This is a genomic window from Nocardiopsis sinuspersici, from assembly GCF_001998325.1.
GTDB classification, from domain to species: domain Bacteria; phylum Actinomycetota; class Actinomycetes; order Streptosporangiales; family Streptosporangiaceae; genus Nocardiopsis; species Nocardiopsis sinuspersici.
The window spans coordinates 3,035,410-3,060,644 of the sequence record NZ_MCOK01000001.1; the positions used below are offsets into that span (position 1 = coordinate 3,035,410).

The 25,235-nt window shown below is 72.5% G+C and carries 24 protein-coding genes; 3 read left to right on the plus strand and 21 right to left on the minus strand.

Features of this window, described 5'->3' with window-relative positions; all coding sequences use genetic code 11:
- Positions 1-14: 14 nt before the first annotated feature.
- Both NOSIN_RS13015 and NOSIN_RS13020 read right to left on the minus strand, forming a co-directional pair.
- Positions 15-1,808 carry a solute symporter family protein gene (locus NOSIN_RS13015; RefSeq protein ID WP_227015322.1) on the minus strand — a complete coding sequence of 598 codons (1,794 nt, stop codon included), beginning with the start codon at positions 1,806-1,808 and terminating at the stop codon, positions 15-17.
- A complete protein-coding gene (locus NOSIN_RS13020) occupies positions 1,805-2,119 on the minus strand; it encodes a DUF485 domain-containing protein (RefSeq protein WP_227015323.1) in 315 nt (104 codons plus the stop codon). The genes NOSIN_RS13015 and NOSIN_RS13020 overlap by 4 nt, the downstream gene beginning before the upstream one ends.
- A 691-nt stretch (positions 2,120-2,810) precedes the next feature.
- On the opposite strand from NOSIN_RS13020, the gene NOSIN_RS13025 reads away from it, so the two are divergent.
- The gene (locus tag NOSIN_RS13025) at positions 2,811-3,080 is read left to right on the plus strand and encodes a hypothetical protein (RefSeq protein WP_077690999.1); all 270 of its coding nucleotides are present in this window, start codon (positions 2,811-2,813) and stop codon (positions 3,078-3,080) included.
- Positions 3,081-3,215: 135 nt separating this feature from the next.
- Here NOSIN_RS13025 and NOSIN_RS13030 read toward each other — a convergent pair whose 3' ends face one another.
- From NOSIN_RS13030 to NOSIN_RS13065, 8 genes are all read right to left on the minus strand, one after another.
- On the minus strand, positions 3,216-4,316 hold the full coding sequence (locus NOSIN_RS13030; protein ID WP_077691000.1) for a GNAT family N-acetyltransferase: 1,101 nt from the start codon (positions 4,314-4,316) through the stop codon (positions 3,216-3,218).
- Between the two features lie 185 nt (positions 4,317-4,501).
- A complete protein-coding gene (gene hutI, locus NOSIN_RS13035; protein WP_077691001.1) occupies positions 4,502-5,707 on the minus strand; it encodes an imidazolonepropionase in 1,206 nt (401 codons plus the stop codon).
- Positions 5,704-7,245, minus strand: coding sequence for a formimidoylglutamate deiminase (locus tag NOSIN_RS13040; protein ID WP_375539673.1), 1,542 nt, complete (start codon positions 7,243-7,245; stop codon positions 5,704-5,706). Before NOSIN_RS13040 ends, hutI begins: the two co-directional genes overlap by 4 nt.
- On the minus strand, positions 7,242-8,510 hold the full coding sequence (locus NOSIN_RS13045) for an allantoate amidohydrolase (protein ID WP_077691002.1): 1,269 nt from the start codon (positions 8,508-8,510) through the stop codon (positions 7,242-7,244). The genes NOSIN_RS13040 and NOSIN_RS13045 overlap by 4 nt, the downstream gene beginning before the upstream one ends.
- A 109-nt stretch (positions 8,511-8,619) precedes the next feature.
- Entirely contained in the window at positions 8,620-10,278 is a 1,659-nt protein-coding gene (gene hutU / locus NOSIN_RS13050) for a urocanate hydratase (protein WP_077691003.1), read from the minus strand.
- A 206-nt stretch (positions 10,279-10,484) separates the two neighbouring features.
- A complete protein-coding gene (gene hutH, locus NOSIN_RS13055; RefSeq protein WP_077693569.1) occupies positions 10,485-12,032 on the minus strand; it encodes a histidine ammonia-lyase in 1,548 nt (515 codons plus the stop codon).
- Between the two features lie 105 nt (positions 12,033-12,137).
- Entirely contained in the window at positions 12,138-12,539 is a 402-nt protein-coding gene (locus NOSIN_RS13060) for a type II toxin-antitoxin system VapC family toxin (protein ID WP_077691004.1), read from the minus strand.
- Positions 12,536-12,796: a FitA-like ribbon-helix-helix domain-containing protein gene (locus NOSIN_RS13065; RefSeq protein WP_077693570.1), complete on the minus strand. Its 261-nt coding sequence runs from the start codon at positions 12,794-12,796 to the stop codon at positions 12,536-12,538. The genes NOSIN_RS13060 and NOSIN_RS13065 overlap by 4 nt, the downstream gene beginning before the upstream one ends.
- A gap of 115 nt (positions 12,797-12,911) precedes the next feature.
- Between NOSIN_RS13065 and NOSIN_RS13070 the strand changes: the two genes are divergently transcribed.
- Positions 12,912-13,673: an IclR family transcriptional regulator gene (locus NOSIN_RS13070; protein ID WP_077691005.1), complete on the plus strand. Its 762-nt coding sequence runs from the start codon at positions 12,912-12,914 to the stop codon at positions 13,671-13,673.
- Here the strand turns inward: NOSIN_RS13070 and NOSIN_RS13075 are convergent.
- Positions 13,665-14,345: a hypothetical protein gene (locus NOSIN_RS13075; protein WP_077691006.1), complete on the minus strand. Its 681-nt coding sequence runs from the start codon at positions 14,343-14,345 to the stop codon at positions 13,665-13,667. The genes NOSIN_RS13070 and NOSIN_RS13075 overlap by 9 nt on opposite strands.
- 123 nt (positions 14,346-14,468) lie before the next feature.
- Here NOSIN_RS13075 and NOSIN_RS13080 point away from each other — a divergent pair, with 123 nt between their 5' ends.
- A complete protein-coding gene (locus NOSIN_RS13080; RefSeq protein ID WP_077691007.1) occupies positions 14,469-14,726 on the plus strand; it encodes a hypothetical protein in 258 nt (85 codons plus the stop codon).
- A gap of 289 nt (positions 14,727-15,015) precedes the next feature.
- Here NOSIN_RS13080 and NOSIN_RS13085 read toward each other — a convergent pair whose 3' ends face one another.
- The 10 genes from NOSIN_RS13085 to uvrC all read right to left on the minus strand — a co-directional run bounded on the left by NOSIN_RS13085 (position 15,016) and on the right by uvrC (position 25,096).
- On the minus strand, positions 15,016-15,387 hold the full coding sequence (locus NOSIN_RS13085; protein WP_077691008.1) for an RNA polymerase-binding protein RbpA: 372 nt from the start codon (positions 15,385-15,387) through the stop codon (positions 15,016-15,018).
- A gap of 79 nt (positions 15,388-15,466) precedes the next feature.
- Positions 15,467-15,703 (minus strand): preprotein translocase subunit SecG, encoded by a 237-nt coding sequence (secG, locus tag NOSIN_RS13090; RefSeq protein ID WP_077691009.1) that lies wholly within the window; start codon positions 15,701-15,703, stop codon positions 15,467-15,469.
- A gap of 277 nt (positions 15,704-15,980) precedes the next feature.
- Complete coding sequence (gene tpiA / locus NOSIN_RS13095; protein ID WP_077691010.1) at positions 15,981-16,757, minus strand: triose-phosphate isomerase; 777 nt, start codon at positions 16,755-16,757, stop codon at positions 15,981-15,983.
- Positions 16,758-16,838: 81 nt separating this feature from the next.
- The gene (locus NOSIN_RS13100) at positions 16,839-18,023 is read right to left on the minus strand and encodes a phosphoglycerate kinase (protein ID WP_077691011.1); all 1,185 of its coding nucleotides are present in this window, start codon (positions 18,021-18,023) and stop codon (positions 16,839-16,841) included.
- A gap of 140 nt (positions 18,024-18,163) precedes the next feature.
- Positions 18,164-19,168, minus strand: a complete 1,005-nt coding sequence (gene gap / locus NOSIN_RS13105) for a type I glyceraldehyde-3-phosphate dehydrogenase (RefSeq protein ID WP_077691012.1) — start codon at positions 19,166-19,168, stop codon at positions 18,164-18,166.
- A gap of 313 nt (positions 19,169-19,481) precedes the next feature.
- Complete coding sequence (gene whiA, locus NOSIN_RS13110; RefSeq protein WP_077691013.1) at positions 19,482-20,462, minus strand: DNA-binding protein WhiA; 981 nt, start codon at positions 20,460-20,462, stop codon at positions 19,482-19,484.
- A 200-nt stretch (positions 20,463-20,662) separates the two neighbouring features.
- Positions 20,663-21,073 carry a DUF488 domain-containing protein gene (locus NOSIN_RS13115; RefSeq protein ID WP_077691014.1) on the minus strand — a complete coding sequence of 137 codons (411 nt, stop codon included), beginning with the start codon at positions 21,071-21,073 and terminating at the stop codon, positions 20,663-20,665.
- A gap of 39 nt (positions 21,074-21,112) precedes the next feature.
- Positions 21,113-22,084: a gluconeogenesis factor YvcK family protein gene (locus tag NOSIN_RS13120; RefSeq protein ID WP_375539675.1), complete on the minus strand. Its 972-nt coding sequence runs from the start codon at positions 22,082-22,084 to the stop codon at positions 21,113-21,115.
- 103 nt (positions 22,085-22,187) lie between these two features.
- Positions 22,188-23,072, minus strand: a complete 885-nt coding sequence (rapZ, locus tag NOSIN_RS13125) for an RNase adapter RapZ (RefSeq protein ID WP_077691016.1) — start codon at positions 23,070-23,072, stop codon at positions 22,188-22,190.
- Entirely contained in the window at positions 23,069-25,096 is a 2,028-nt protein-coding gene (uvrC, locus tag NOSIN_RS13130) for an excinuclease ABC subunit UvrC (RefSeq protein ID WP_077691017.1), read from the minus strand. The genes rapZ and uvrC overlap by 4 nt, the downstream gene beginning before the upstream one ends.
- Between the last annotated feature and the right edge of the window lie 139 nt (positions 25,097-25,235).

A 25,235-nucleotide genomic window follows, 5' to 3' on the forward strand; every position in this document is an offset into this window, starting at 1 on the left:
CCGGGCCCGGGCCCTCAGTCCCGGTCGGCGCCCCAGCCGGTCAGGGAGCGCACCCGCAGCTCGGTGAACCGGGCGGTGTCGCGCTCGGGCGAGAGCAGGCTGCCCACGACCGCGCACGCGAACCCGACCGGCACCGCCAGCAGCGCCGGGTTCTCCATCGGGAAGAGCTGGATGTCGATCCAGGCGGGCAGCACCGACAGGCTCTCCCCGGTCACCGGGTCGGTCCTGCCCGACACCACCGGGGACAGCAGCATGAGCAGCAGGGTGGCGGACAGCCCGCCGTAGACGCCCCACTCCACGCCCCGGGTGTTGAAGCGCCGCCAGAACATGGTGAGCACGATGACCGGCAGGTTGGCGGCGGCCGCGACGGCGAAGGCCAGTCCCACCAGGAAGGCCACGTTCTGGTCCCGGACCTGGACGGCCAACAGGACGGCCACGCCGCCGATCACGCAGGCGGACAGGCGCGCCGCCCCCACCTCCTGCGACTCACGCGGGCGCCCCCACATGAGGATGTGGCCGAACAGGTCGTGCGCCACGGAGGAGGACGAGGCCAGGGTGAGGCTGGCGACGACGGCGAGGATGGTGGCCAGGGCGACCGCCGACACCAGCGCGAGCAGCACGGACGCGCCCACCGGGCCGGCGAACAGCCGTCCCAGCTCCTCGGCGAGCATCGGCACGGCGGTGTTGCCGGAGGGGTCCATGGCCGCGATGCGTTCGGACCCGACCAGGGCCGCGGCGCCGAAGCCCAGTGCCAGCGTCATCAGGTAGAAGGCGCCGACCATGGTGATGGCGCGGTTGACCGACGTGCGCGCCGCACGGCCGTCGGGCACGGTGTAGAAGCGGATGAGGACGTGCGGCAGCGCGACCGTGCCCAGGACCAGGGCCAGCCCGAGGCTGACCAGGTCGAGCTTGTTGAACAGGGTTCGGGCGGGATCTCCCGGCACCTCCGCCCCGAAGCGCAGCCCCGGTTCCAGGAAGGCCCGGCCGTGTCCGCTGGCCCCGGCCGCCTCGCCGAGCAGGGCGCGCGGGTCGAAGGAGAACAGGGCCAGCACCAGCACGGTCAGCAGCCCTGTGACGGCCAGCAGCAGGACCGCCTTGATGATCTGCAGCCAGGTGGCGGCCTTCATGCCGCCGTACATGACGTAGGCGATCATCAGCACGCCCACGAGCACGATCGCCCCGGTGCGGGCGTGGTCGGCGCTCATCCCCAGGAAGGTCCCGCCGCCGTGCAGGCCGAGCAGGACCGCGACCAGCGCGCCCGCGCCCACCATCTGCGCGACCAGGTAGAACACGCACACGGTGACGGTGGAGACGGTGCAGGCCAGGCGTACCCGCATCCGCCGCATGCGGAAGGCGGGCAGGTCGGCCATGGTGAAGCGGCCGGTGTTGCGCACCAGTTGGGCCATCGGCAGCACCAGCAGCCAGGCCATCAGGAAGCCGATGGAGTACAGGAACCCGTCGTAGCCCTGGAGGGAGATCATCCCGGCGATGCCCAGGAAGGAGGCGGCGGACAGGTAGTCGCCGGTCAGCGCGAGCCCGTTCTGTGCGCTGGAGAACCCGCGGCCGCCCGCGTAGAAGTCGACCGTGCCCCGGGTGGTGCGCCGGGCGCGGACGGCGATGGCCAGGGTGACCAGGACGAACAGGGCGCACAGCCCGACCGTCCAGGCGTGCGTGACGCCGAACTGGCCTCCCGGGGTGCTGCCCAGGGTGTCCAGGAGGTCGGTGGCGGCGACCGGGCCCTCGGCCCGGCCCGGTGCGGTGCCGTCCCCCGTGACGGCACCGCCCGCGGCCTCTCCGGTGGCGGTCATCGGCGCACCGCCGTCCCGGCGGCGGCCTCCTCCTCGCGGGCCTGCTCGCGGAGCTCACGGGCGAGCGGGTCCAGTGAGCGCCCGGCCGAACGGCCGAACGCCCAGGCGAGGACGAACGTCAACAGGAACTGTCCGATTCCCACGGCCAGCGCCACGTTCACCGAATCGGCGATCCGCGTGCTCATGAAATCACGCGCGTGAACCGAGAGCAGCAGACAGGAAAGGTAGCTGGCCAGGAATACCGAGACCAGTATCCCGCTCCGAACCGCGAACCCCCTGCGGAGTTTCACGAAACGCGGGTCGACCGACATGCGGTCGCAGATCCTTCCCCTGTCGGCCCGGGTACGTCTTCGGGCCGACACGGACCAGTTCCCCCCCGACCCTGTGACCTCCCCCTGGTCACCGACACGTCCTCTGTACGTGCCCTCCAGATACTCGACCACGGAAATCCCCCTGATCCTCGTCGGGCGCCGCTCCCCACGGCGCCCGTCCTCCCGTGCGTTCCGGGCGGTCCCCGCCACGGGTCCGCACGGGCGAGGCGACCGAACCCGGCGGTTCCTCCCGGATAGGGCAATACCCTAGCGATGCCTCCCTCCCCGTGTTCACCGAACAGATGAATCGGCTCGTGAAAAGGGCACACCCGGGACCGAGAAAAGGACGAAGGAGAAGAAAGCAAGCACTCGGCGCCATAATTCACGAACCGTGTTCCGCGCCGATTCCGCCTTCCGTGTCCGCGCCGCCGGCGGCCCGGCGGCCCTTCGCGCGACACCGGACGGGCCTCGGGGTGTCCGAAGCCACCGGCGCCGCGTCCGCACGTGGACGCCCTGGTCATCCGGGCGCACGGATCGGACGGGGCGCACGGGCTTTCCGAAACTTCGCTAGGCTTCGGGGCGACCCCGAACCCGTGACGGAACATCCGGCACGCAGCCGGTTTACGCTTTCGTACAGGTGTATGATCAGGGGGTCCGTCTGTTCACGCGATACCGAAGGGAAATCCCCGCCGTGGTCACCGAGGTCTTCACGCTCAAGTACTGCGACCCCCACGCCGTCCGTGAGGAGAAGGTCGAGGCGACTGAGGTCATCCAGTTCGCCTGGGAGGGCTCCATCCGCGAGGTCGACGCGTGCGCCGACTGCTTCAAGGAGTACGAGGCCCGCCTGGAGCCCCTCGTCGACTACTCGCGTCCGGTCAAGAAGCGTCGCGTCACCAAGAAGTCTGCGTCCTCCGAGGGCGCCCAGAGCGCCGGCGGGTCCGCGGACAGCGAGTCCGACTAGGAACTTTTTCTGGGGACGGACTCCCGTACCCCAGGAGCAGACCTCATCGCGCCGACCGCGATCGGGGGCCGGCGCCACCCACGGTGGTCGCGGGCCCCCGTTCTCATGCCCGGTCCTCCTGACTGGCGGGCCCCGTCAGTCCTGGCCCATCAGCCGCGCGAGCCGACCGCCGCGCCGCATCCGGCCTCCCGGCACGTCCCGCAGCGCTCCCGCAACGGGCAGCCGGGTCTGCACGTACCGGCTCGCCGTCCCCTGCGGGCGCGCCGAGGCCCCGAGGCCGCGCATGATCCGCATCATCCCCGAGTTGGTCGGCATGGTCTCCGCGCGCACCTCGGCCAGCCCCCAGTCGGCGGCGGTGACCGTCAGCGCGCGGGCCAGGGCGGTACCCACCCCGCGTCGCTGCCAGGAGTCCTCCACCAGAAGGGCGATCTCACCCACACCGGGATCGATGGTGTACATCAGGTGCCCGAGGGCGATCGGTTCTTCCTCGCCCGGCGGACGCACCATCAGGGTGAGGCCGCGCTCGGAATCACAGAACACGCGCAGTAGGTGCGGGCTCAGCTCGTTCACGCCGGCGAAGTAGCGGTTGTGCACGGTCTCGGCCGAGCAGCGCCGGTGCAGGTCACTCAGCGCGGGCGCGTCGGTCTCCCGCACCTGGCGCAGGGACAGCTCCACACCCTCGGCGGTGCGCACGGTCCGGTTCGCGGGCACCGGTCCGGTCGAGGGCATCACCGATCGCACCAGCGCGTCGGCCCGGCTGGACTCGGTCCAGGTGAAGGGATGCGAGGCCCGGCGCACCAGGACGCCCCGCAGCGGGCCCACGGGCACCAGCATGGTGGTCCCCGGGCCCTGTCCTCCGTCACCTCGCGCGCGTGTCAGGTTGGTCCAGCGCGCCTCGTCGGCCAGCAGCAGTTCCGCCAGGGCCTCGGGCAGCCGGTTGGGGTGGGACCGCAGCCGCTCGGTGAGCAGCAGCGCACGGATGACGTCGTCTCCGACCTCGCGCCTGTGGGCGGGAACGGCCGCCACCGTACCGGTGGGACTGTGTTCGGCGACCGTGCGCAGGGCGGGCCCGTGGTCGCCGGGCAGGTCCACGACGAACTCGTCGACCACACCGGACACGTCGGTGTGCAGGGACAGGCCGACGATGTTCCCGCCGTGGCCCGCCAGGGCGTCGACGACACGGGCGAGGCTGCCGGGGCGGTCCTCGACCGCCGTCCTGATACGCCACAGGCTCACCGCGGACCTCCTGGAAGTCGAGGGGCGGTGCCCCGCCGCCGCGGAACGACGCTGTACCGCGGCGGCGGACTCGCACCGACGTGACTCCAGGTTCGGTGCCGCGGGTTTCGGGGAGGTTAGGCGGCCGTTGAGTTCGTGAGGACGTTCGGCGACCCGCGTGTCGTGCGCCGCGGCCCCTCCCCCGGTCAGGGACGCCCGGAGACCAGCTCCCCGTCCTTCCAGACCGCCGCGACCTGCGGCACCCCGGGACGGTAGGCCAGGTAGAGGTGGTTGGGCGCGTCCAACAGGACCAGGTCGGCGCGCGCGCCGGGGGCCAGGTGGCCCACGTCGGTGCGGCGCAGCGCCCGCGCACCGCCCGCGGTGGCCGCCCACACCGCCTCGTCGGGGGTCATGCCCATGTCCCGGACCGCGACCGCGACGCAGAAGGCCAGGCTGGAGGTGAAGCAGGACCCGGGGTTGCAGTCGCTGGCCAGGGCGACCAGTGCACCGGCGTCGATGAGCGCGCGGGCGTCCGGGTAGGCCTGGCGGGTGGAGAAGTCCACGCCCGGCAGCAGGGTGGCGACCGTGGGCTCGGGCCGGCCGGCGGCCTGGACCAGGGCGTCCACGTCCTCGGCCGCCAGGTAGGTGCAGTGGTCGACCGAGGCGGCGCCCATCTCGACGGCCAGGCGCACGCCCGGGCCCTCGCCCAGTTGGTTGCCGTGTACGCGGGGCAGCAGGCCCCGTTCCATCCCGGCGGTGAGGACGCGGCGGGAGGCGTCCTCGTCGAAGGCGCCGCGCTCGCAGAAGACGTCGATCCACCGGGCGCGGGGCGCGCAGGCGTCGAGCATGGGGCCGGTGACCAGGTCGACGTAGCCCCGGGGGTCGTCGGCGTACTCGGGCGCGACCACGTGCGCGCCCAGGAAGGTGACCTCGTCGGTCACCCGGGAGGCCACGGCCAGGCAGCGCTCCTCGTCCTCGACGGTGAGGCCGTAGCCGGACTTGACCTCCAGGGTGGTGGTGCCCTGGGCGCGGGCCTCGCGCACCAGGCGCCTGGCGCCCGCGAGCAGGTCGGCGTCCGTGGCCTCGCGGGTGGCGGCCACGGTGGTGCGGATGCCGCCCGCCGAGTAGGGCCGCCCGCTCATCCGGGCGGCGAACTCGCGGCTGCGGTCGCCCGCGAACACGATGTGGGAGTGGCTGTCGACGAACCCCGGGATGACGCAGCGCCCCGCGGCGTCGATCCGCGCGTCGGCGGCGGGCGCCTGGGCGCGCGGGCCCGACCAGGCCACCCGGCCGTCCTCGACGACCAGGGCGGCGTCCCGGATCTCTCCCACCTCCCCCCGTCCCCGTGAGGGGTCGTTGGTGACCAGGGTGGCGATGTCGTCGACGAGGACGCTCTCGGGCACGTCGTTCATGTGTGCAGCTCCTTGATGGCCGTGTCGAGTTCGCGTGCGGTGTCGGGCACCAGGGTGTGGACGCCGTCGCGGACGATCCAGCGGCCGTCGGCCATCACGTGGCGCACGTCGGCGGCGGTGGCCGCGAAGACCACGGCGTCGGCGGCCCGGGCGGGGTCGGCCCCGGCCAGGTGGACGCCGTCCAGGGGGACGTTGACCAGGTCGGCCCGTGTTCCGGGTGCCAGGGCGCCGGCGTCGGACGCCTCGCGCGAGGGTTCCCGTGGTCGTCCTCCACGGAGCACCGGATCGCCGCTCGGGTGGTCGGCGCGGGTCCAGCCCAGGCTGGCGTGCCCGTGCGCGGTGGCGGCGTGCAGCAGCGCACCGGCGCCCAGGGTGCCGCGGCGGTGGGTGCGCAGGCGCTCGTGGAGTTCGACCGCCCGGGCCTCCTCGAACATGTCCGTCGCCACGTGCTGGTCGGTGCCCAGGCTGAGCGGGGCGGGGAGCAGGTCGCCGGTGCGCGGCAGGCCGTCGGCCAGGTCGCGCTCGGTCGTGGGGCACAGGCACACGGTGGCGCGGGAGGCGCGGACGGCCTCGACGTCGGCGTCGGTCAGGTGGGTGGCGTGCACCAGGCTGGTTCGCCCGGTGAGCGCGCCCGCGTCGGCGAGCACGGCCGTGGGGGTGCGGCCGTGCGCGGCCAGGCAGGCGGCGTTCTCGGCGGGCTGCTCGGAGACGTGGACGTGCAGCGGGGCGTCGCGCTCGGCGGCGAACGCGGCGACGCCGGGAAGCTGCTCCGCGGGCACGGCCCGCACCGAGTGGGCGGCCGCGCCCGTGCGCGCGTGGCCTCCCCCGGGAGCGAACGCGGCGGCGCGCGCGGCCCACCCGTCCGCGTCCCCGTCGCCGAACCGCAGTTGGGGTCCGGCCAGCGGCTGGTGGCCGCCGCGGGCGTCCAGGCCTCCGGCCAGGTAGCACACGTCCAGCAGGGTGATCCGGATCCCGGCGTCGGCCGCCGCGGCCGCCAGGGCGTGTCCCATGGCGTTGGGGTCGGCGTAGCGCAGGCCTCCGGGGGCGTGGTGGAGGTAGTGGAACTCGCCCACGCAGGTGATCCCGGCCAGGGCCATCTCGGCGTAGGCCGCGCGGGCGAGCCGGTGGTAGGTGTCGGGGTCCAGCCGGTCCGCCACCCGGTACATCGTCTCGCGCCAGGTCCAGAAGGACCCGCCGCCCGCGTGGGTGCGCCCCCGCAGCGCCCGGTGGAAGGCGTGCGAGTGGGCGTTGGCGAACCCGGGCAGGGTCAGCCCGGTGAGGACCTCGGCGTCGGCGGGCGCCCGGACCCCCGCCCGCACCGAGGCGATCCGGCCGTCGGCCACCTCCACGAGCACGCCGTGCTCCGGGGTCCCGTCCCGGTCCCCGGTCCAGGCCCACTCACACCACACCCGGTGGTCCCGCGCTCTCCGGAGGCGCCCGTCGGCCGCAGGCCGGGGCGCCTCGTCCCCGGCGCGGGAGCCGCCCGTCGGACGCGCGTCGCGCGCGGCCTCCCCGGCCGCACCGGTTCCGGAGGTCACCGGTCCCCCTTCCGTACGGGGCGGGCGAGCAGGTCCTGGAGCACGTCGGCGAGGGCGAGCACCCCGTCGTGGCAGTCCTCGGGGCGGGCCCACTCCTCGGGGGAGTGCGACACCCCGGTCGGGTTGCGCACGTAGAGCATCGCGGTGGGCACGTGGGCGGCGAGCACACCGGCGTCGTGCCCGGCGCCGGTCGGCAGCACCGGTACACCGGGCTCGGGGGCCCGCGTGGCGACCACCTCCGCCAGGCGCTCCCGCAGGCCGTGCGCGAACGACACCAGCGGGGTCAGGGACTCGTTGGCCATCGCGTGGTCCACGCCGTGTGCGCGGGCGGCCCTCCCGGCCGCCTCGCGCACCCCGGCCACGACCGCGTCGAGTGTGGCGCCGTCGGCGGCCCGGGCGTCCAGCCAGGCGCTGACCAGGGAGGGGATGGCGTTCGTGCCGTTGGGGGTGACCAGGGCCTTGGCGACGGTGGCGCGGGCGTCGTGCTCCTCGGCCAGGGACCGCGCGGCCAGGACCGTGTGCGCGAACGGCAGCATGGGGTCGCTGCGGTCGGCCATGCGGGTGGTCCCGGCGTGGTCGGCGCGGCCGGCGAAGTCCATCCGCCAGCGCCCGTGCGGCCAGATCGCGCTGGCCACGCCCACCGGGTGGCGGGTGTCCTCCAGGGCGCGCCCCTGCTCCACGTGCAGTTCGACGAACACGTCCAGGTCCGCCAGGGCACCGGGATCGGCGCCGATGGCGTGCGGGTCGTGCCCGGCGGCCTCCATGGCCCGGGCCCAGGTGGTCCCCGACGCGTCGGTGAGGCCGCGTGCGCGCTCGGGGGAGATCTCCCCCGCCGTCAGGCGGCTGCCCAGGCAGGGGACGCCGAACCGCCCGCCCTCCTCCTCGGCGAACACCGTGACCGCGAGCGGCCGGTCGGGGACGGTGCCGCGCCGGCGCAGCTCGTCCACGGCCGCCAGGGCGCCGACCACGCCCAGGGGGCCGTCGAAGGCCCCTCCGTCGGGGACCGAGTCCAGGTGGGACCCGGTGGCCACGGCGCCCGGTCCGGGCGTGCCCCACCAGGCCCACAGGTTGCCGTTGCGGTCGGTGCGCACGTCCAGGCCGCGCGCGGTGGCGGCCTCGGTGAACCAGGCCCGTGCGTCGGTGTCGGCGCCGTTCCAGGCGTGGCGGTGGTAGCCGCCGCCGTCGGGGTCGCGGCCCACGGGGGCCAGGTCGGCCCACATGCGGTCGAACGCCTCGGGGCCGGACTCGGTGTACTGATCGCTCACAGGGTGTTTTCCCACGTCGGAACGGATGGTTTCACGCGCTCCGCGCTCTCGGGCGCGGCTCGCCGGGGCCGGAGCGCCGGGGCGTCCGCCGTGGACGCCCCGGCGGACCTCACTCGCCCTCGCGCATCGGGACGCGGATGCCGTGCTCCCGCGCCACGCGGTCGGCCTCCTCGTAGCCGGCGTCCACGTGCCGGATGACGCCCGTGGCGGGGTCGTTGGTGAGCACGCGCTCCAGCTTGGCGGCGGCCAGGTCGGTGCCGTCGGCGACGCTGACCTGGCCCGCGTGGATCGAGCGGCCCATGCCGACGCCGCCGCCGTGGTGGATGGACACCCACGAGGCGCCGGAGGAGGTGTTGACCAGGGCGTTGAGCAGCGGCCAGTCGGCGATGGCGTCGGAGCCGTCCTTCATCCCCTCGGTCTCGCGGTAGGGGGAGGCCACCGAGCCGGTGTCCAGGTGGTCGCGGCCGATGGCCAGCGGCGCGGAGACCTCTCCGGAGGCGACCAGCTCGTTGAACCGCGCTCCGGCGGCGGCCCGCTCGCCCTGGCCCAGCCAGCAGATGCGGGCGGGCAGCCCCTGGAAGGCGACCCGGTCCCCCGCCATGCGGATCCACCGGGCCAGGTGTTCGTCGTCGGGGAACAGGTCCAGGACCGCCTGGTCGGTGCGGGCGATGTCGGCGGGGTCGCCCGACAGCGCCGCCCACCGGAACGGCCCCTTCCCCTCGCAGAACAGCGGCCGGATGTAGGCGGGCACGAATCCGGGGAAGTCGAAGGCGCGGGCGAAGCCGCCGCTGCGCGCCTCGTCGCGGATGGAGTTGCCGTAGTCGAAGACCTCGGCGCCGGCGTCCTGGAAGCCGACCATGGCCTCCACGTGCGCGGCCATGGACTCGCGGGCCCGGACGGTGAACTCCTCGGGCTTGGCGGCGGCCAGGCCCCTCCAGTCCTCGAAGTCCACCCCGGCGGGCAGGTAGGCGAGCGGGTCGTGGGCGGAGGTCTGGTCGGTGACCACGTCGATCGGGGCGCCGCGCGAGAGCAGTTCGGGGAAGACCTCCGCGGCGTTGCCGAGCACGCCGACCGACAGCGGGCGCCGCTCGTCGCGCGCCTTCCCGGCCAGCTCCAGGGCGTGGTCCAGGTCGTCGGCGCGCACGTCCAGGTAGCGGTGTTCGATACGGCGGTCGATACGGCTGGAGTCGCACTCGACCACGATCGCGACGCCGTCGTTCATGGTGACGGCCAGCGGCTGGGCACCGCCCATACCGCCCAGCCCGGCGGTCAGGGTGATGGTCCCCGCCAGCGTCCCGCCGAACCTCTTGGCGGCCACTGCGGAGAAGGTCTCGTAGGTGCCCTGGAGGATGCCCTGCGTGCCGATGTAGATCCACGAGCCGGCGGTCATCTGCCCGTACATGGTCAGGCCCTTCGCCTCCAGGCGGCGGAACTCGGGCCAGTTCGCCCAGTCCCCCACCAGGTTGCTGTTGGCGATGAGCACCCGGGGCGCCCACTCGTGGGTGCGCATGATCCCGACCGGGCGGCCCGACTGCACGAGCAGGGTCTCGTCGCCCTCCAGGTCGCGCAGGGAGGCGGTGATGCGGTCGAAGCTGCGCCAGTCGCGCGCGGCCCGGCCGGTGCCGCCGTAGACGACCAGGTCCTCGGGGTGCTCGGCGACCTCGGGGTCGAGGTTGTTGTGGAACATGCGCAGGGCGGCCTCCTGCTGCCACCCCTTCGCGGACAGGGTGGTGCCGCGCGCGGCACGGACGGTACGTGGACTGCTCACGCGATTCTCCTCGTGGTAGTGGGTTCTGTTGCCGGGCGGCTCCCACCGGGGGTCTGGCCGGGCGCCCGCGGGGGTCGCCGAAGGTGCGGGAGGAGGGTTCGCGAGGAGCGGTCCGGCTCTTCGCGGGAACCGAAGGCTCCCGCTCCTTGGGCGCCCGGCACGGAAGGGGCCGCGCGTGGCGGAGCGGAGCCCTCAGGAGGCACTGCTCAGGCCAGCGGGACGACGGACTCGGCGGCCTCGACCACCGAACCGTCGGTGACCAGGGCGGTGGCGGCCTCGATCTCGGGGGCCAGGTGGCGGTCGGGGCCGGGGCCCGAGATCCTCTCGCGCACGGTGCGCAGGACGGCGCCGGTGGCCGGCCCGGGCTCCAGGGGCGAGCGCAGGTCCAGCGCGCGGGCGGCGGTGAGCAGCTCCACCCCCAGCACGCTGGCCAGGCCGTCCACGGCGCGGCGCAGCTTGCGGGCCGCCGACCAGCCCATGGACACGTGGTCCTCCTGCATGGCCGAGCTGGGGATGGAGTCGACGCTGGCCGGCACGGCCAGGCGCTTGAGCTCGGAGACGATGGCGGCCTGCGTGTACTGGGCGATCATGTGCCCGGAGTCCACGCCCGGATCGTCGGCCAGGAAGGCGGGCAGGCCGTGGGAGCGCGACACGTCGAGCATGCGGTCGGTGCGCCGCTCGGCGATGGAGGCGGTGTCGGCGACCGCGATGGCCAGGAAGTCGAGCACGTAGGCCACGGGCGCGCCGTGGAAGTTGCCGTTGGACTCCACACGGCCGTCGTCCAGCACCACCGGGTTGTCGATGACGCTGTCGAGTTCGCGGCCGGCCACCAGCAGCGCGTGGGACAGGGTGTCGCGGGCGGCTCCGGCGACCTGCGGGGCGCAGCGCATCGAGTAGGCGTCCTGGACACGGTTGCAGTCGGGTCCGCGGTGGGAGACCACGATCGGCGAGTCGGCCAGCAGCAGGCGCATGTTGGTGGCGGAGGCGGCCTGGCCGGGGTGCGGGCGCAGCCGCTGCAGCTCTTCGGCGAAGACCCGGTCGGTGCCCAGCAGCGCCTCGACGCTCATCGCCGCGGTGATGTCGGCGACCTTGAGCAGGCGCTCCAGGTCCATGCAGGCCAGCACGAGCATGCCGAGCATGCCGTCGGTGCCGTTGATCAGCGCCAGGCCCTCCTTGGCCCCCAGCTCCACCGGGCGGATGCCGGCGTCGTGCAGTGCCGTGTAGGCGGGGCGCAGCTCGCCGGAGGCGTCGCGGACCTGCCCCTCCCCCATCAGGGCGAGGGCCACGTGCGACAGCGGCGCCAGGTCGCCGGAGCAGCCCAGGCTGCCGTACTCGTGCACGACCGGCGTGATCCGCGCGTTGAGCAGGGCGGCGAGGGTCTCGGCGGTGACGGCCTCCACGCCGGTGTTGCCCGAGGCCAGGGTGCGCAGGCGCAGCAGCATCAGGGCGCGCACGACCTCGCGCTCCACCTCGGGGCCGGTCCCGGCGGCGTGCGAGCGGATGAGCGAACGCTGCAGGCGGGCCCGCAGGTCGGGGGCGATGTGGCGGGTGGCGAGGGCGCCGAAGCCGGTGCTGATCCCGTAGGCGGGGACCTCGCCGCCGGCGAGGGACTCGACCCGTTCCCGGCCGTGCCGGAGGGCCTTGAGGGACTCCTCGGAGAGGGTGACGTGCGCACCGCGGCGGGCGACGTCGAGGACCTGGGCCGGGGTGAGCGGGGCACCGCCGACGATGACGGAAGGAACTGCTGTGGACATGTCCTCCATTTGATCTCCCACGAGGCCCCTGGTGAAGGGCTGACACGAGGGTTCCGTCTGGCATCTCAGACATCCGGGTTCGTGCGTTCCGCTTCCTCCGCCTCGCTAACGGATGACCCGCACCTCACATCGCAACCCCGGAGCAGAAGCCAGACGAACGTCCCCTGTCACAAGGGCACAGTCCAACGCCTCCGCCACAGCAACGTAGGCCGCGTCATACGCGATGAGATCGGAGCGGAGCTCCCAGATCCTGTCCGCTACACCCCCGACGGGTTCCACGTGCGCGATCGCCTGCAAGCTGTAGAGCTTGCGTGCTGCTTCAGCGTCACTGACCGACACCTTCTTTCCGAGCACGAGCCCGCGCAGGGAGTTGAGGAACTCCACTCGCTGGTGGTTGGGGGCGTACCACTCGCTGTCAGCCCCCAGAACCCGCCGTGCCATGGTCGTGGAACGCCCCGGCGCCCCAAGGTAGAGGTCGATCAGCACGGACGTGTCGACAACGATCACACGACACCGCTCTCACCATGAGCATCCGACGCCTCGTCTCCACGAGCGGCTCGTACCGCCATCACGATCTCGTCCATACTCAGGTTGGCCCCCGGCAAAGGGGTCTGCTCGACGATCTCCCGGTTACGAACGAAACGTGCCTCGCGCTCCAGCAGAGTCAGCAGATACGCCTGCAGTGACTTACCCGATCGCTTGGCCTCAACAGTCAGGATCTCCCTGACCTCGTCCGGAACGTCCTTGACCTGAATAGCTCCCATGGAGCCATAGTAGCGCCGAATCTGGATCGATAACATAGGGAAACTCGTAGTCTTGGCGCCAAGTAGGAGCCTTCATAGAGTTCCCCGGCAGCATGTCATGCGAGACAATCGGAACATGAGCCTTGTTCCGGCGGCCACCCGCGCACTGCGGTTGCTGCGCTTCCTGGCGACCCGCCCGGGGCCGGTGTCGGCCTCGGCGATAGCCGCCGAGCTCGGCGTTCCCCGCTCCAGCGTGTACCAACTGCTGGAGGCCATGGCGGAGGAGGGCTTCGTGACCCACCTGCCCGAGGAGCGCCGCTGGGGACTCGGGGTGGCCGCGTTCGAGATCGGCTCGGCCTACCTGCGCCACGACGGCGTGGAGCGCCTGGCGCGTCCGCTGCTGCACCAGCTCACCGAGGCCACCGGCGCCACCGCCCACCTGGGCGTGCTGCACGGCGCCGACACCCTGTACCTGCTCAAGGAGCAGCCCCCGCACGCCCCGCCGCTGATCACGGGGGTGGGAGTACGCCTGCCCGCGCACCTGACGGCGTCGGGCCGGGCCATGCTGTCCCGGCTGCCACGCGCGCAGGTGCGCGCCCTGTACCCGGACGCGGCGGCGTTCACCAGCCGTACCGGACACGGCCCGGCCACCCCCGGGGAGCTGCGCCGGGTGCTGGCCGAGGAGCGGCGCCGGGGCTGGTCGATCGAGGACGGCCAGGTCACCGAGGGCTTCGTGTCGGTGGCCGCGGCCGCCGCGGACCACAACGGCCGCCCGGCGGCGGCGATCAGCCTGACGGTGCCCAGCGCGCGGCCGGTCACCCCCCAGGCGCTGGCCGGCCGGGTGCGTGACGCCGCCGCCGAGCTGACCCGGCGCCTGGGCGGGCGCGTGTCACCGTAGCGGCGGGGTCCGCTCCACGACGGAGGGCAGGGGGGCGGTGCGCTCCACCATCCTGAGGATCCTCTCCTTGAGCTCCTTGGGCACCTGGACGTAGAACTGCGTGGGCGCGTCCACCGCCTCCAGGCCGAGGCTCTCGGCGTCCTCGGCCCAGTTGGGCAGCTCGGCCCCGGTGCGGTGGGTGTCCAGCACGAACTCGATGAAGTAGGTGAGCCTGCGGCCGCCGGTGTGCACCTCCCGGATACGCCGGATCTCCTCCCAGGCGATGAACGTCCCCTCGCCGGGGAACCACCACTTGCGCTCCTGCAGGACCGTGACGCCGTCGCTGTCCGCGCTGACGCCCTGCCTGGTGATGCGCTGCGGCAGCCCGCGCAGCACGTACACGTTGCTCCCCGGGCCGACGAAGAGCATGACCAGGGCCGCCGAGGCCCACAGGGACACCGAACCGACCGTGGCCTCCTCGCGCAGCACGTGCCAGAACAAGGATCCGAGGACCACGAGGAAGCCCACTGTGAGGGCGGCGGAGAAGTAGGCCGCGGTCATCCACATCCGCGTGTTCGGACCGCGCAGGCTGACGTACCTGCGCAGGTGCGAGACGCTGCCGGGTGACTGGGCCGGCTCGGGGGGCGCGGACGGGGGCGCGGTGAAGAAGTCCGGTGGTTCGGGGGTGGCCATGCCCCCATTCTCCCAACTCCCGCGCGTGGTCCGCGCGCCGGAGCGCCCGTGCAGCGGGAATCCGGCGGCCGCGGTCGGCCAAAGCGCGGGTGGTCGCGGCCCCGGGCCGTTAGAGTCCGGTGCATGAGGCCGAACACGAACGAGTACGACACCGAGCTGCGGGTGAACGGCGAGGTCGTCGTCCTGGACGGAATGCCCTACCAGGGCCGTACCGTGCTTCCGGAGGGACCGGACCGGTTCGCCTGCCTGGAGCGCTGGGCCAAGGGGGTGGCCGAGATGCTGGGGGAGCCGGTGACCTGGCGCGCCGCGGAGAAGGGGCAGCTCGCCGGGCGCGGAACGGTGCAGCCGGGTCCCGGGGCTCAGAACCGCCGGGCGCTCTGAGCTCCGCACTTGGCGCACTGGAACTTGCGGTCGTCGCCGAGGATCCAGTCGTGGTCCCCGCCGGTGGGGCACGTAGACATCGACACCATCTCCTCACAGGGGCTGTTGGGGGTGTGTGGCGATCACTGTATTTCTCACCAACCACACCAGTCCCGAGAATGAGAAAGTTCGTCCCCACGTTCACGTATGAGTGGGAGCGGTCCCACCGCGCTCACGAGGGGCCGTGCACACACGTGGGGCCCGTCGCGATCGCGACGGGCCCCGACGGAAGCCTCGGGAGACCGCAGGCCTAGTTCTGCGCGGCCTTCATGTGGGCCTCGATGGCGGCGCGGTTGGCACGCAGCTTGGCCAGGGCCTCATCGAGGATGAGCTTGCCCTCCTCCTCGCTGCGGCGCTCCTTCACGTACGCCAGGTGGGTCTTGTACGGCTCGGTGCGCGGCGGCGACGGGGGGTTCGCCTTGTCCTTGCCCGCGGGGAAGCCGCAGCGCGGGCAGTCCCACTCGTCGGGCACCAGCGCCTCGCTCGCGAAGCTGGGCACGACCTCGTGCAGGTTCGCGCAGTAGAACGGAACCCGGACGCGGGGGGCGGCCTCACCCCGTTCCGCCTCGCCCATGGGGCCGGCTCCGACACGGCTGCCACGGATGGCACTGCCACTACCCACGAAAAACTCCTTCGGCGAACTCGCTCACCGGTTCTCGGGCGAGCTTGACTGTGGACGGGGGCGTCCCGCGGGGAGCGGGCTACATCCCCCGGTTGATCAGCAGGCCGAGGACGACGATGGCGAGGATCCAGGCGACCGCGATCCCGACGGTCATGCGGTCGAGGTTGCGCTCGACCACCGACGACCCGCCGAGCGAGGACGTGACGCCGCCGCCGAACATGTCGGAGAGACCGCCGCCCTTGCCCTTGTGCATGAGCACCAGCAGGACCAGCAGCACGCTGAGAAGCATCACGAAGATGGACAGACCGAGGATCACACGCTCACCCGTAGCTCGACCCCGAAGCGGGGGGATGGACACCTCGGTCCCCACTTCCCGCCCGCGGCAGCGGTGGTACCGGGCCGATGCGGGTATCCGGGAAGGAGGAGACCGGGGACAATTTCGGATTTTACCGTGCCCATGGCGGCACGGGTGGGGAAACCGCGAGACACGGAGGACCCCACAGCGAAGTCTAGCCCGACGGGACCACCTGTCGGGCACCCGGCCCGTCACTATCGGGCATCGAGGATGACGGACCGGGTTCTCCCACCGGCGGCTACTGCTCGCCGAAGCGGATGATTTTGACGAACTCGTCGGCCTTGAGGCAGGCACCGCCGACCAGGGCGCCGTCGACGTCGTCCTTGGCCATGATGCCGGGGGCGTTGTCGCCCTTGACCGAGCCGCCGTACAGGACGCGCACCGCGCCCGCGACCTCGGGCGAGTACAGCTCGGCCAGGCGCTTGCGGATCGCCGAGCACACCTCCTGGGCGTCCTCGGGGGTGGCGACCTCGCCGGTGCCGATCGCCCACACCGGCTCGTAGGCGATGACGATCCTCTCGGCCTGCCCGGCCGGGACCTCCTTGAGGGCGCCGTCCAGCTGGGCCAGGACGTGCTCGACCTGCTGGCCCGCCTGGCGCACCTCCAGGCCCTCGCCGACGCACAGGATCGGGACGATCTCGTTCTTGAAGGCGGCCTTGACCTTGGCGTTGGCCAGGGCGTCGTCCTCGTGGTGGTACTCGCGGCGCTCGGAGTGGCCCACGAGCACGTAGGAGCAGTCCAGCTTGGCCAGCATGGCGCCGGAGACCTCGCCGGTGTAGGCGCCCTTGTCGTGGGCGGAGACGTCCTGGGCGCCGTAGCCGATCTTGAGCTTGTCGCCGTCGACCAGCGTCTGGACGCTGCGCAGGTCGGTGAACGGCGGCAGGACGACGACCTCGGCGTTGTCGTAGTCCTTGTCGTTCAGCGCGAATGCCAGTTTCTGGACGAGCGCGATGGCCTCCAGGTGGTTGTTGTTCATCTTCCAGTTGCCCGCGATGAGCGGCAGGCGCTGGGACATGTCGGTACTTCCTTACGAGATGGTCGGGGGGCCGCCCGGACACCGCCGGGGGGACACGGCGGGTTCCGGGGCGGACACCGCTTACTTGAGGGCGTCGATGCCGGGCAGGTCCCTGCCCTCCAGGTACTCCAGGCTGGCACCGCCACCGGTGGAGATGTGGCCGAAGGCCGCCTCGTCGAAGCCGAGCGCGCGCACGGCCGCGGCGGAGTCGCCGCCGCCGACCACGGTGAACGCGCCCGAGTCGATCAGGGCCCGGGCCAGCGCGCGGGTGCCGCCCGCGTAGGGCTCCATCTCGAACACGCCCATCGGGCCGTTCCAGAACACGGTCCTGGTGTCGGCGAGCTTCTCGGCGAAGAGCGCCTGGCTCCTGGGGCCGATGTCCAGGCCCATCCGGTCGGCCGGGATGGAGTCGACGCCGACCGCGTCGTGCGCGGCGTCGGCGGAGAACTTCTCGGCGGCCACGACGTCCACCGGCAGGACGATCTCCACGCCCTCGCGCTCGGCGCGCTCCAGATAGCCCTTGACGGCGTCGATCTGGTCGGCCTCCAGCAGGCTGGAGCCGACCTCGTAGCCCTGCGCCTTGAGGAAGGTGAAGACCATGCCGCCGCCGATGAGCAGGCGGTCGGCGGTACCGAGGAGGTTGTCGATGACACCGAGCTTGTCGGAGACCTTGGACCCGCCCAGGACCACGGCGTAGGGGCGCTGGGGTTCACCGGTGAGCTTCCTGAGCACCTCGACCTCGGTCAGCACCAGGCCGCCGACGGCGTGCGGGAGCTTGCCGGGCAGGTCGTAGACACTGGCGTGCTTGCGGTGCACGGCGCCGAAGGCGTCGCCCACGTACAGGTCGGCGAGCCGGGCGAGGCGGTCGGCGAGCTCGCCGCGCTCGGCGTCGTCCTTGCTGGTCTCGCCGGGCTCGAAGCGCACGTTCTCCAGCAGCGCGACCTGGCCGTCGGCCAGGGCGTCGGAGGTGGCGCGCGCGGACTCACCGGCGGTGTCGTCGGCGAAGGCCACCTCGGTGCCGAGCAGCTCGCCAAGGCGGGCGGCGACCGGGCGCAGGGAGTAGCGGGGATCCGGGGCGCCCTTGGGGCGGCCCAGGTGGGCGGCGACGATGACGCGGGCGCCGCGCTCACGGAGCTTTTCGATGGTCGGCACGGCCGCGCGGATACGGCCGTCGTCGGTGATCCGGTCTCCGTCCAGGGGCACGTTCAGGTCGGCCCGGACGAACACGCGCTTGCCGGAGACGTCGAGGTCGTCGATCGTCCGCATGCTGGTCTCCTCGTTGGGTGTGGGTCTGGCGGTCCCGGACGGCGGGCCGGGAGGGGCGCCCTCACGACGGCACCCCTTCGCGCGCACTGCGGGCGAAGGGGTGCCGTCTCACGCGCCGGTGGCCATGAGGGCCGCGGACGCTACAGGCCGGATCCGACCAGCTTGGCCACGTCGACCAGGCGGTTGGAGTAGCCCCACTCGTTGTCGTACCAGCCGACGATCTTGACCTGGTTGCCGAAGGCCATGGTCAGGCTGGAGTCGAAGGTGCAGGAGGGCGAGGTGCCGACGATGTCGGAGGAGACGATCGGGTCCTCGGTGTAGACCAGCACGTCCTTGAGCGGACCCTCGGCGGCGGCCTTGAACGCGGCGTTGACCTCGTCCTTGGTGACCTCGCGCTCCAGGGTGACGACCAGGTCGGTCACCGAGCCGTCCGGCACGGGCACGCGCATGGCCATGCCGTCCAGCTTGCCCTGCAGCTCGGGGATGACCAGGGCGGTGGCCTTGGCGGCACCGGTGGTGGTCGGGATGATGTTCTGCGCGGCCGCACGGGCACGGCGCAGGTCCTTGTGCGGGAAGTCCAGGATGACCTGGTCGTTGGTGTAGGCGTGCACCGTGGTCATCAGGCCCTGCTGGACGCCGAAGTTGTCCAGGAGCACCTTCGCCATGGGCGCCACGCAGTTGGTGGTGCAGGAGGCGTTGGAGACGACGTGGTGGCTGGCCGCGTCGTACTTGTCGTCGTTGACGCCCATGACGACGGTCAGGTCCTCGCCCTTGGCCGGGGCGGAGATGATGACCTTCTTGGCGCCGGCCTCGATGTGCTTCTTGGCGTCCTCGGCCTTGGTGAAGTGGCCGGTGGACTCGATGACGACGTCCACGTTCAGGTCCGACCAGGGCAGCTGGGCCGGGTCGCGCTGGGCCAGGACCTTGATGCTCTTGTCGCCGACGCGGATGAAGTCGTCGCCGACCTCGACGTCGCCGCTCAGGGTGCCGAGCACGGTGTCGTACTTGAGCAGGTGCGCGAGCGTCTTGGTGTCGGTGAGGTCGTTGACCGCGACGATTTCGATGTCGCTGCCGCCAGCGGCGACCGCGCGCCAGAAATTGCGGCCGATCCGACCGAAGCCGTTGACGCCTACACGGATGGTCACGGAACCAATCCCCTCATATATCGCACATCATTTCCACCCGGGCATTCCCCCACCTGGAACGGGGCGAGCCGGGACGAACCGGACGGCCGCCATGAGCAGGACCAACGCACACCGGGTGTTCGGGAAGAGCCTAGCGGAGCACCGGCGGAGAGCCGCGGCCGGGCACCGCCGGGCCCTGTGGATTCGCGACCATCCTGGCACCGCACGCCGTAAAGGTCTATACCATTGTCGGAAGTTATCCACAGGTTTGTCCTGTTAACAAAGCCGAACACCGGTGTTGCGCCGAAGTGACGGCTTCCGAAGAGCATCCCGGTCAGGGAACCAGCATGTCCGGGGTGAGGTTGGCCTCGGTCCCCTCGATGCCCAGGTCGCTCGCGCGCTTGTCGGCCATGGCCAGCAGCCTGCGGATGCGTCCGGCGATGGCGTCCTTGGTCAGCGGCGGGACGGAGAGCTGGCCCAGTTCCTCCAGCGAGGCCTGCTTGTGCGCCAGGCGCAGCTGGCCCGCGGCCACCAGGTGCTTGGGGGCGTCGTCGCCCAGGATCTCCAGGGCCCGCTCCACGCGTGCGCCGGCGGCCACCGCCGCACGCGCGCTGCGCCGCAGGTTGGCGTCGTCGAAGTTGGCCAGCCGATTGGCGGTCGCGCGCACCTCCCGGCGCATCCGCCTCTCCTCCCACGCCAACACGCTCTGGTGGGCGCCCAGCAGGGTCAGCAGCGCGCCGATGGAGTCGCCGTCGCGCACCACCACCCGGTCCACACCGCGCACCTCGCGGGCCTTGGCGTGCACCTTCAGGCGACGCGCCGCGCCCACCAGCGCCAGCGCGGCCTCCGGTCCGGGGCAGGTGACCTCCAGGGACATCGACCGGCCCGGCTCGGTCAGGGAGCCGTGCGCGATGAACGCGCCCCGCCACGCCGACTCGGCGTCGCAGGCCCCGCCCGCCACCACGTGCCGGGGCAGGCCGCGCACCGGGCGGCCGTTGTTGTCCACCAGCCCCGTCTGCCGGGCCAGGGACTCGCCGTCCTTGATCACCCGCAGCACGTACCGGTTGCCCTTGCGCAGACCGCTGGGGGAGAGCACCACCATCTCGGACTCGTGGCCGAAGACCTCGGAGATGTCCCTGCGCAGGCGGCGCGCGGCCACGCCGGTGTCGAGCTCGGCCTCGATCACGATCCGCCCGCCCACCAGGTGCAGGCCCCCCGTGAAACGCAGGATGGTGGACACCTCCGCCTTGCGGCAGCATGGCTTGAGAATGGCCAGACGGCTCAACTCATCCTTCACCACGCCGGTCATCGCCATCGCTGCGTTCCTCCCCGTCGAACAAGCCGACCCGGCACCGCGGGTTCGGTGCCGGGATGTACCGCCGCGGCCCCGCCACGAGCGGCTTTCTCCGTGGCAGACTACGTGACACGGCGCCAGGCGCCGACCCCTGCACGGCGTGTTGCCCATCCGTCACACAGGCTGACGGAGGTCCTGTCGGCCTTCGTGCCGGTGTGCGGTCAATTGCCCCCGGCCGAGGTGGCCAGCGTCTCACGCAGGTGCTCGCGCAGGACGACGGCGTGGTTGTGCTCGGTGTCCCGGGCCGCGTACAGCAGGGTGACGGGACCCCCGCGCGCCGCCTCCAGGACCGGGGCCAGCGGCTCCGGGCGCGCCTCCAGCTCCGCGCGGTAGCGCTCGGCGAACTCGGCGAAGCGCGAGGGGTCGTGGCCGAACCACCTGCGCAGCTCGTCGCTCGGTGCGGCCTCCCTCACCCAGGCGACCCCCTCCAGTGCCTCCTTGGACACCCCGCGCGGCCACAGCCGGTCCACCAGGAAGCGGCGCCCCGGCGGCGGAGCGGGCGCCCCGTCGGATCCGCGCGCCGCGCGGACCTCGTCGTGGACGCGTTCCAGGTACACGTGGTGCCCGACCATGGCGGTGGTCCTTCCCGCTTCCCCCGCCGACCGAACCCGTCAGTCCTCCAGGATCCGCTCGAAGGCCGCCGCGAGCCGGTCGGGGTCGTGGCGCGGAGTGCCGTCGTCGCGCGACAGGCTCTCCAGCTCCAGGCGCCCGCCCAGCTGGCCGACCACCTCCAGCAGGGGCTCGACCTCCTCCACGGTCCCCCGGTCGGCGAGCACCACGTCCACCCCGAGCTTGGGCGCGTGCTCGTGCAGCACCTCCAGGTAGGTCTCGGGGCGGAAGCCGTCGGTCTCGCCCTGCTGGGGCGACAGGTTCAGCGCCACCATGCGCCTGGCCCGGGTGGTGACCAGGGCGTGCGCCAGGTCCGGGACCAGCAGGTGGGGCAGCACACTGGTGAACCACGACCCGGGGCCGAACACCACCCAGTCGGCCTCGCGCACCGCCTTGACCGCCTGCGGGCTGGCGGGCGGGGCCTCCGGGACCAGGGAGACGGAGCGCACCTTGCCGTTGGTGCTGGCGCACGCCACCTGGCCGTGCACCATGGTCAGCGCCTCGGGGCGCTCCGGGTCGATCCCCGAGACCTCCGCGGCGATGTCCAGGGGCACCGACGACATCGGCAGCACGCGCCCGTGCGCGCCCAGCAGCTGGCCCACCCAGTCCAGGCCCGCCACCGAGTCGCCGAGCAGCTCCCACAGGGCCACGATCAGCAGGTTGCCGACCGCGTGGCCGTGCAGCTCCCCCTCCGAGCGGAACCGGTGCTGGAGCACCTGGCTCCAGGTGTGCCCCCACTCGTCGTCGCCGCACAGGGCGGCCAGCGCCATGCGCAGGTCACCGGGTGGCAGGACGCCGAGCTCCCTGCGGAGCCGACCGCTGGAACCACCGTCGTCGGCGACCGTGACGATCGCCGTCACGTCGGTGGTCACCCTCCTCAGGGCCGACAGGGAGGCGTGCAGGCCGTGCCCGCCTCCCAGTGCGACCACACGGGGCGGGCGCCGCCCGTCCCCGTCGGGTGTTGTGCTCATCATGGCTGTGGTCTGCCCCTCGTCCCATGTCCACCGGACGAATCGGACCGTACCACCGGGAACGACGCGCCGATCACCTCCAGAGCCCCGGCCGGCCGGTCCGGACTCACTCCCGGCCGACGTCCCTGTGAACCACGTGCACGTCCACGCCCTCACCGCGCAGGCGGTCGGCGAACTGCTCGGCCATGGCCACACTGCGGTGTTTGCCGCCGGTGCAGCCCACCGCGAGGGTCATGTAGTGCTTGCCCTCGCGCTGGTACCCGGCGATGGTCAGCCTGAGGACCTCGGTGTAGGCCTCCAGCATCTCCTTGGCCCCGTCCTGGGACAGGACGTAGTCGCTCACCTGCTCGTCGCGGCCGTTCATCGGCTTGAGCTCGGGCACCCAGTGGGGGTTGGGCAGGAAACGGCAGTCCAGCACCAGGTCGGCGTCGACGGGCAGGCCGTGCTTGAAGCCGAAGGAGACCACGTTGGCGCGGGGGCGCTCCCCGTCGCTCTGCCCGAAGAAGCCGATCACCCGTGCCTTGAGCTGGTGCACGTTGAGCTGGGAGGTGTCGATGACCAGGTCGGCCTCGCCGCGGACGGCGCGCAGGGTGTCGCGCTCGCGGTCGATCCCGTCGGTCAGGCGGCCGTCGCCCTGGAGGGGGTGGGGCCTGCGCACGCCCTCGAAGCGCCGGACCAGGGCCTCGTCACTGGCCTCCAGGTAGAGCACGCGCGCGACGATGTCGCGCTTGCGCAGTTCCTCCACCGTGGACAGCAGGTCCTCGGTGAAGGCCAGCGAGCGCACGTCGACGACCACCGCGACCCGCGGTACGGCGCCGTGCGTGCGCCCGGCCAACTCGATCATCGTCGGCAGCAGGCCCGGTGGCAGGTTGTCCACCACGAACCAGTCCAGGTCCTCCAGGGCCCTGGCCGCCGTACTGCGGCCCGCACCGGACATGCCGGTGACGATGACCACCTCGGGCGGTAGCTCCCCGCCCAGTTCGACCGTCATACCTCTCCTCCCCCGTCTTTGACACGCTGTTCTGGTGCCCCGTCACCCTCCCCACCCGTTCCGGCGGGGCCGCCGGACAGGTGCGCGTGCACGGCCTCGGCCAGCTTGGGGCCGATCCCGGGCACCGCCGCGATCTCCTCGGCCGAGGCCGAGGCGAGTCGTTTCACCGAGCCGAACTCCTTGATCAGGGCCGACCTGCGGGTGGGACCGAGGCCGGGCAGTTCGTCCAGGCTGCTGCCGGTGAGCGCCTTGGCGCGCTTTTGCCGGTGGTACTTGATGGCGAAGCGGTGCGCCTCGTCACGCACCCGCTGAAGCATGTAGAGGCCCTCGCCCGTACGGGGCAGGATCACCGGATCCTCGTCGTCGGGCAGCCACACCTCCTCCAAGCGCTTGGCCAGGCCGCACACCGCGACGTCCTCGATCCCGAGTTCGTCCAGGGCCCGGCGCGCCGCCTCGGCCTGGGGCCGGGCGCCGTCCACCACCACAAGGTTAGGCGGATAGGCGAACCTGCCGGGCGACGGCTCGTCGTCGCTTTGGTGATCATCGTGGTCGCCGGTCTCCCCCATGCGGGCGACCTCGCCGTTCCTGGCGCTCTCCTCCAGGTAGCGGCGGAAGCGGCGGCGGATCACCTCGTACATGGCGGCGACGTCGTGCTGCTCGCGTCCGCCCTCGCCGCTGCCGCGGATGGAGAAGCGGCGGTACTCGGACTTGCGGGCCAGTCCGTCCTCGAAGACCACCATGGACGCCACCACGTGCTCGCCCTGGAGGTTGGAGACGTCGAAGCACTCGATGCGCAGCGGCGCCTCGGGCAGGTCCAGGGCCTCCTGGATCTCGTTGAGCGCGCGGCCGCGGGTGCTCAGGTCCCCGGCGCGGTGGGTCTTGTGCCGGGCCAGCGACTCGCGGGCGTTCTTGTCGACGGTCTCCAGGAGGGACTTCTTGTCGCCGCGCCGGGGCACCCGCAGGTCCACGGCGGAGCCGCGGTGCTCCGACAGCCAGGCGGCCATGGCCGCGGGGTCGGCGGGCTCGTGGGAGACCAGGACCTCGCGGGGGACGGCGGTGCCGGTGCCCCCGCTCTCGTCGGCGCCCTCGGCGGGTCCGTAGAGCTGCCCCAGGAAGGTGCTCATCAGCTCGGCCGGGGAGTCGTCGGTGACCTTGTCCACGACGTAGCCGCGCTGGCCGCGGATGCGCCCGCCGCGCACGTGGAAGATCTGGACGGCGGCCTCCAGTTGGTCGTCGGCCATGGCGATGACGTCGCAGTCGGTGGAGTCGGGCAGGACGACGGCCTGCTTCTCCAGGGCGGCGCGCAGGGCCGCGATGTCGTCGCGGACGCGGGCCGCGCGCTCGTACTCCATCTCCTGGGCGGCCTCCCTCATCCGCGCCTCCAGCCGGCGGATGAACCGGCCGGTGTCCCCCGCCAGGAAGGAGCAGAAGTCCTCGACCAGGGCCCGGTGGTCCTGCGGTGAGGCCCTGCCGACGCAGGGGGCCACGCACTTGCCGATGTAGCCGAGCAGGCAGGGGCGGCCGCTGTTGCGGGCGCCGCGGAACACCCCGGCCGAGCAGGTGCGCACGGGGAAGACCCGCAGCAGCAGGTCGACGGTCTCGCGGATGGCCCAGGCGTGCGAGTAGGGGCCGAAGTAGCGCACCCCCCTGCGCTTGGCCCCGCGCATCACCTGCACCCGGGGGAACTCCTCCTGGAGGGTGACGGCCAGGTAGGGGTAGCTCTTGTCGTCGCGGTACCTGATGTTGAACCGGGGGTCGTACTGCTTGATCCAGGAGTACTCCAGTTGGAGGGCCTCCACCTCGGTGCCGACGATCGTCCAGTCCACGTCGGCGGCGGTGGAGACCATCTGCTGGGTGCGCGGGTGCAGGCCCGCGAAGTCGCGGAAGTAGGAGGAGAGCCGGGACCGCAGGTTCTTGGCCTTGCCCACGTAGATGACGCGGCCCGACGCGTCCCGGAACCGGTACACCCCCGGATCGGTCGGAATGGACCCGGGCGCGGGACGCAGGTGAGGAGTCGCAGCCATATCCCCATTCTGGTCTCTCGGAGAGACATACGGCCAACCCAGGCCCGCACGCACCAGGAGTGTCACACCTCACCCCGTCCGCCCGACACCGTGCCCCCGCTCCCGGGCGGCCCGGTTTCGGACCGGGGAGCGCGCTCCC

What these genes read in the sequence shown, in the direction of transcription:
- NOSIN_RS13015 (WP_227015322.1), bottom strand. Translation starts at nt 1,808, where the DNA reads ATGACCGCCACCGGAGAGGCCGCGGGCGGTGCCGTCACGGGGGACGGC.
- NOSIN_RS13020 (WP_227015323.1), bottom strand. Translation starts at nt 2,119, where the DNA reads ATGTCGGTCGACCCGCGTTTCGTGAAACTCCGCAGGGGGTTCGCGGTT.
- hutI (WP_077691001.1), bottom strand. Translation starts at nt 5,707, where the DNA reads ATGAACGACGTGCCCGAGAGCGTCCTCGTCGACGACATCGCCACCCTG.
- hutH (WP_077693569.1), bottom strand. Translation starts at nt 12,032, where the DNA reads ATGTCCACAGCAGTTCCTTCCGTCATCGTCGGCGGTGCCCCGCTCACC.
- NOSIN_RS13065 (WP_077693570.1), bottom strand. Translation starts at nt 12,796, where the DNA reads ATGGGAGCTATTCAGGTCAAGGACGTTCCGGACGAGGTCAGGGAGATC.
- NOSIN_RS13070 (WP_077691005.1), top strand. Translation starts at nt 12,912, where the DNA reads ATGAGCCTTGTTCCGGCGGCCACCCGCGCACTGCGGTTGCTGCGCTTC.
- NOSIN_RS13075 (WP_077691006.1), bottom strand. Translation starts at nt 14,345, where the DNA reads ATGGCCACCCCCGAACCACCGGACTTCTTCACCGCGCCCCCGTCCGCG.
- NOSIN_RS13080 (WP_077691007.1), top strand. Translation starts at nt 14,469, where the DNA reads ATGAGGCCGAACACGAACGAGTACGACACCGAGCTGCGGGTGAACGGC.
- tpiA (WP_077691010.1), bottom strand. Translation starts at nt 16,757, where the DNA reads ATGTCCCAGCGCCTGCCGCTCATCGCGGGCAACTGGAAGATGAACAAC.
- NOSIN_RS13100 (WP_077691011.1), bottom strand. Translation starts at nt 18,023, where the DNA reads ATGCGGACGATCGACGACCTCGACGTCTCCGGCAAGCGCGTGTTCGTC.
- whiA (WP_077691013.1), bottom strand. Translation starts at nt 20,462, where the DNA reads ATGGCGATGACCGGCGTGGTGAAGGATGAGTTGAGCCGTCTGGCCATT.
- NOSIN_RS13115 (WP_077691014.1), bottom strand. Translation starts at nt 21,073, where the DNA reads ATGGTCGGGCACCACGTGTACCTGGAACGCGTCCACGACGAGGTCCGC.
- NOSIN_RS13120 (WP_375539675.1), bottom strand. Translation starts at nt 22,084, where the DNA reads ATGATGAGCACAACACCCGACGGGGACGGGCGGCGCCCGCCCCGTGTG.
- rapZ (WP_077691016.1), bottom strand. Translation starts at nt 23,072, where the DNA reads ATGACGGTCGAACTGGGCGGGGAGCTACCGCCCGAGGTGGTCATCGTC.
- uvrC (WP_077691017.1), bottom strand. Translation starts at nt 25,096, where the DNA reads ATGGCTGCGACTCCTCACCTGCGTCCCGCGCCCGGGTCCATTCCGACC.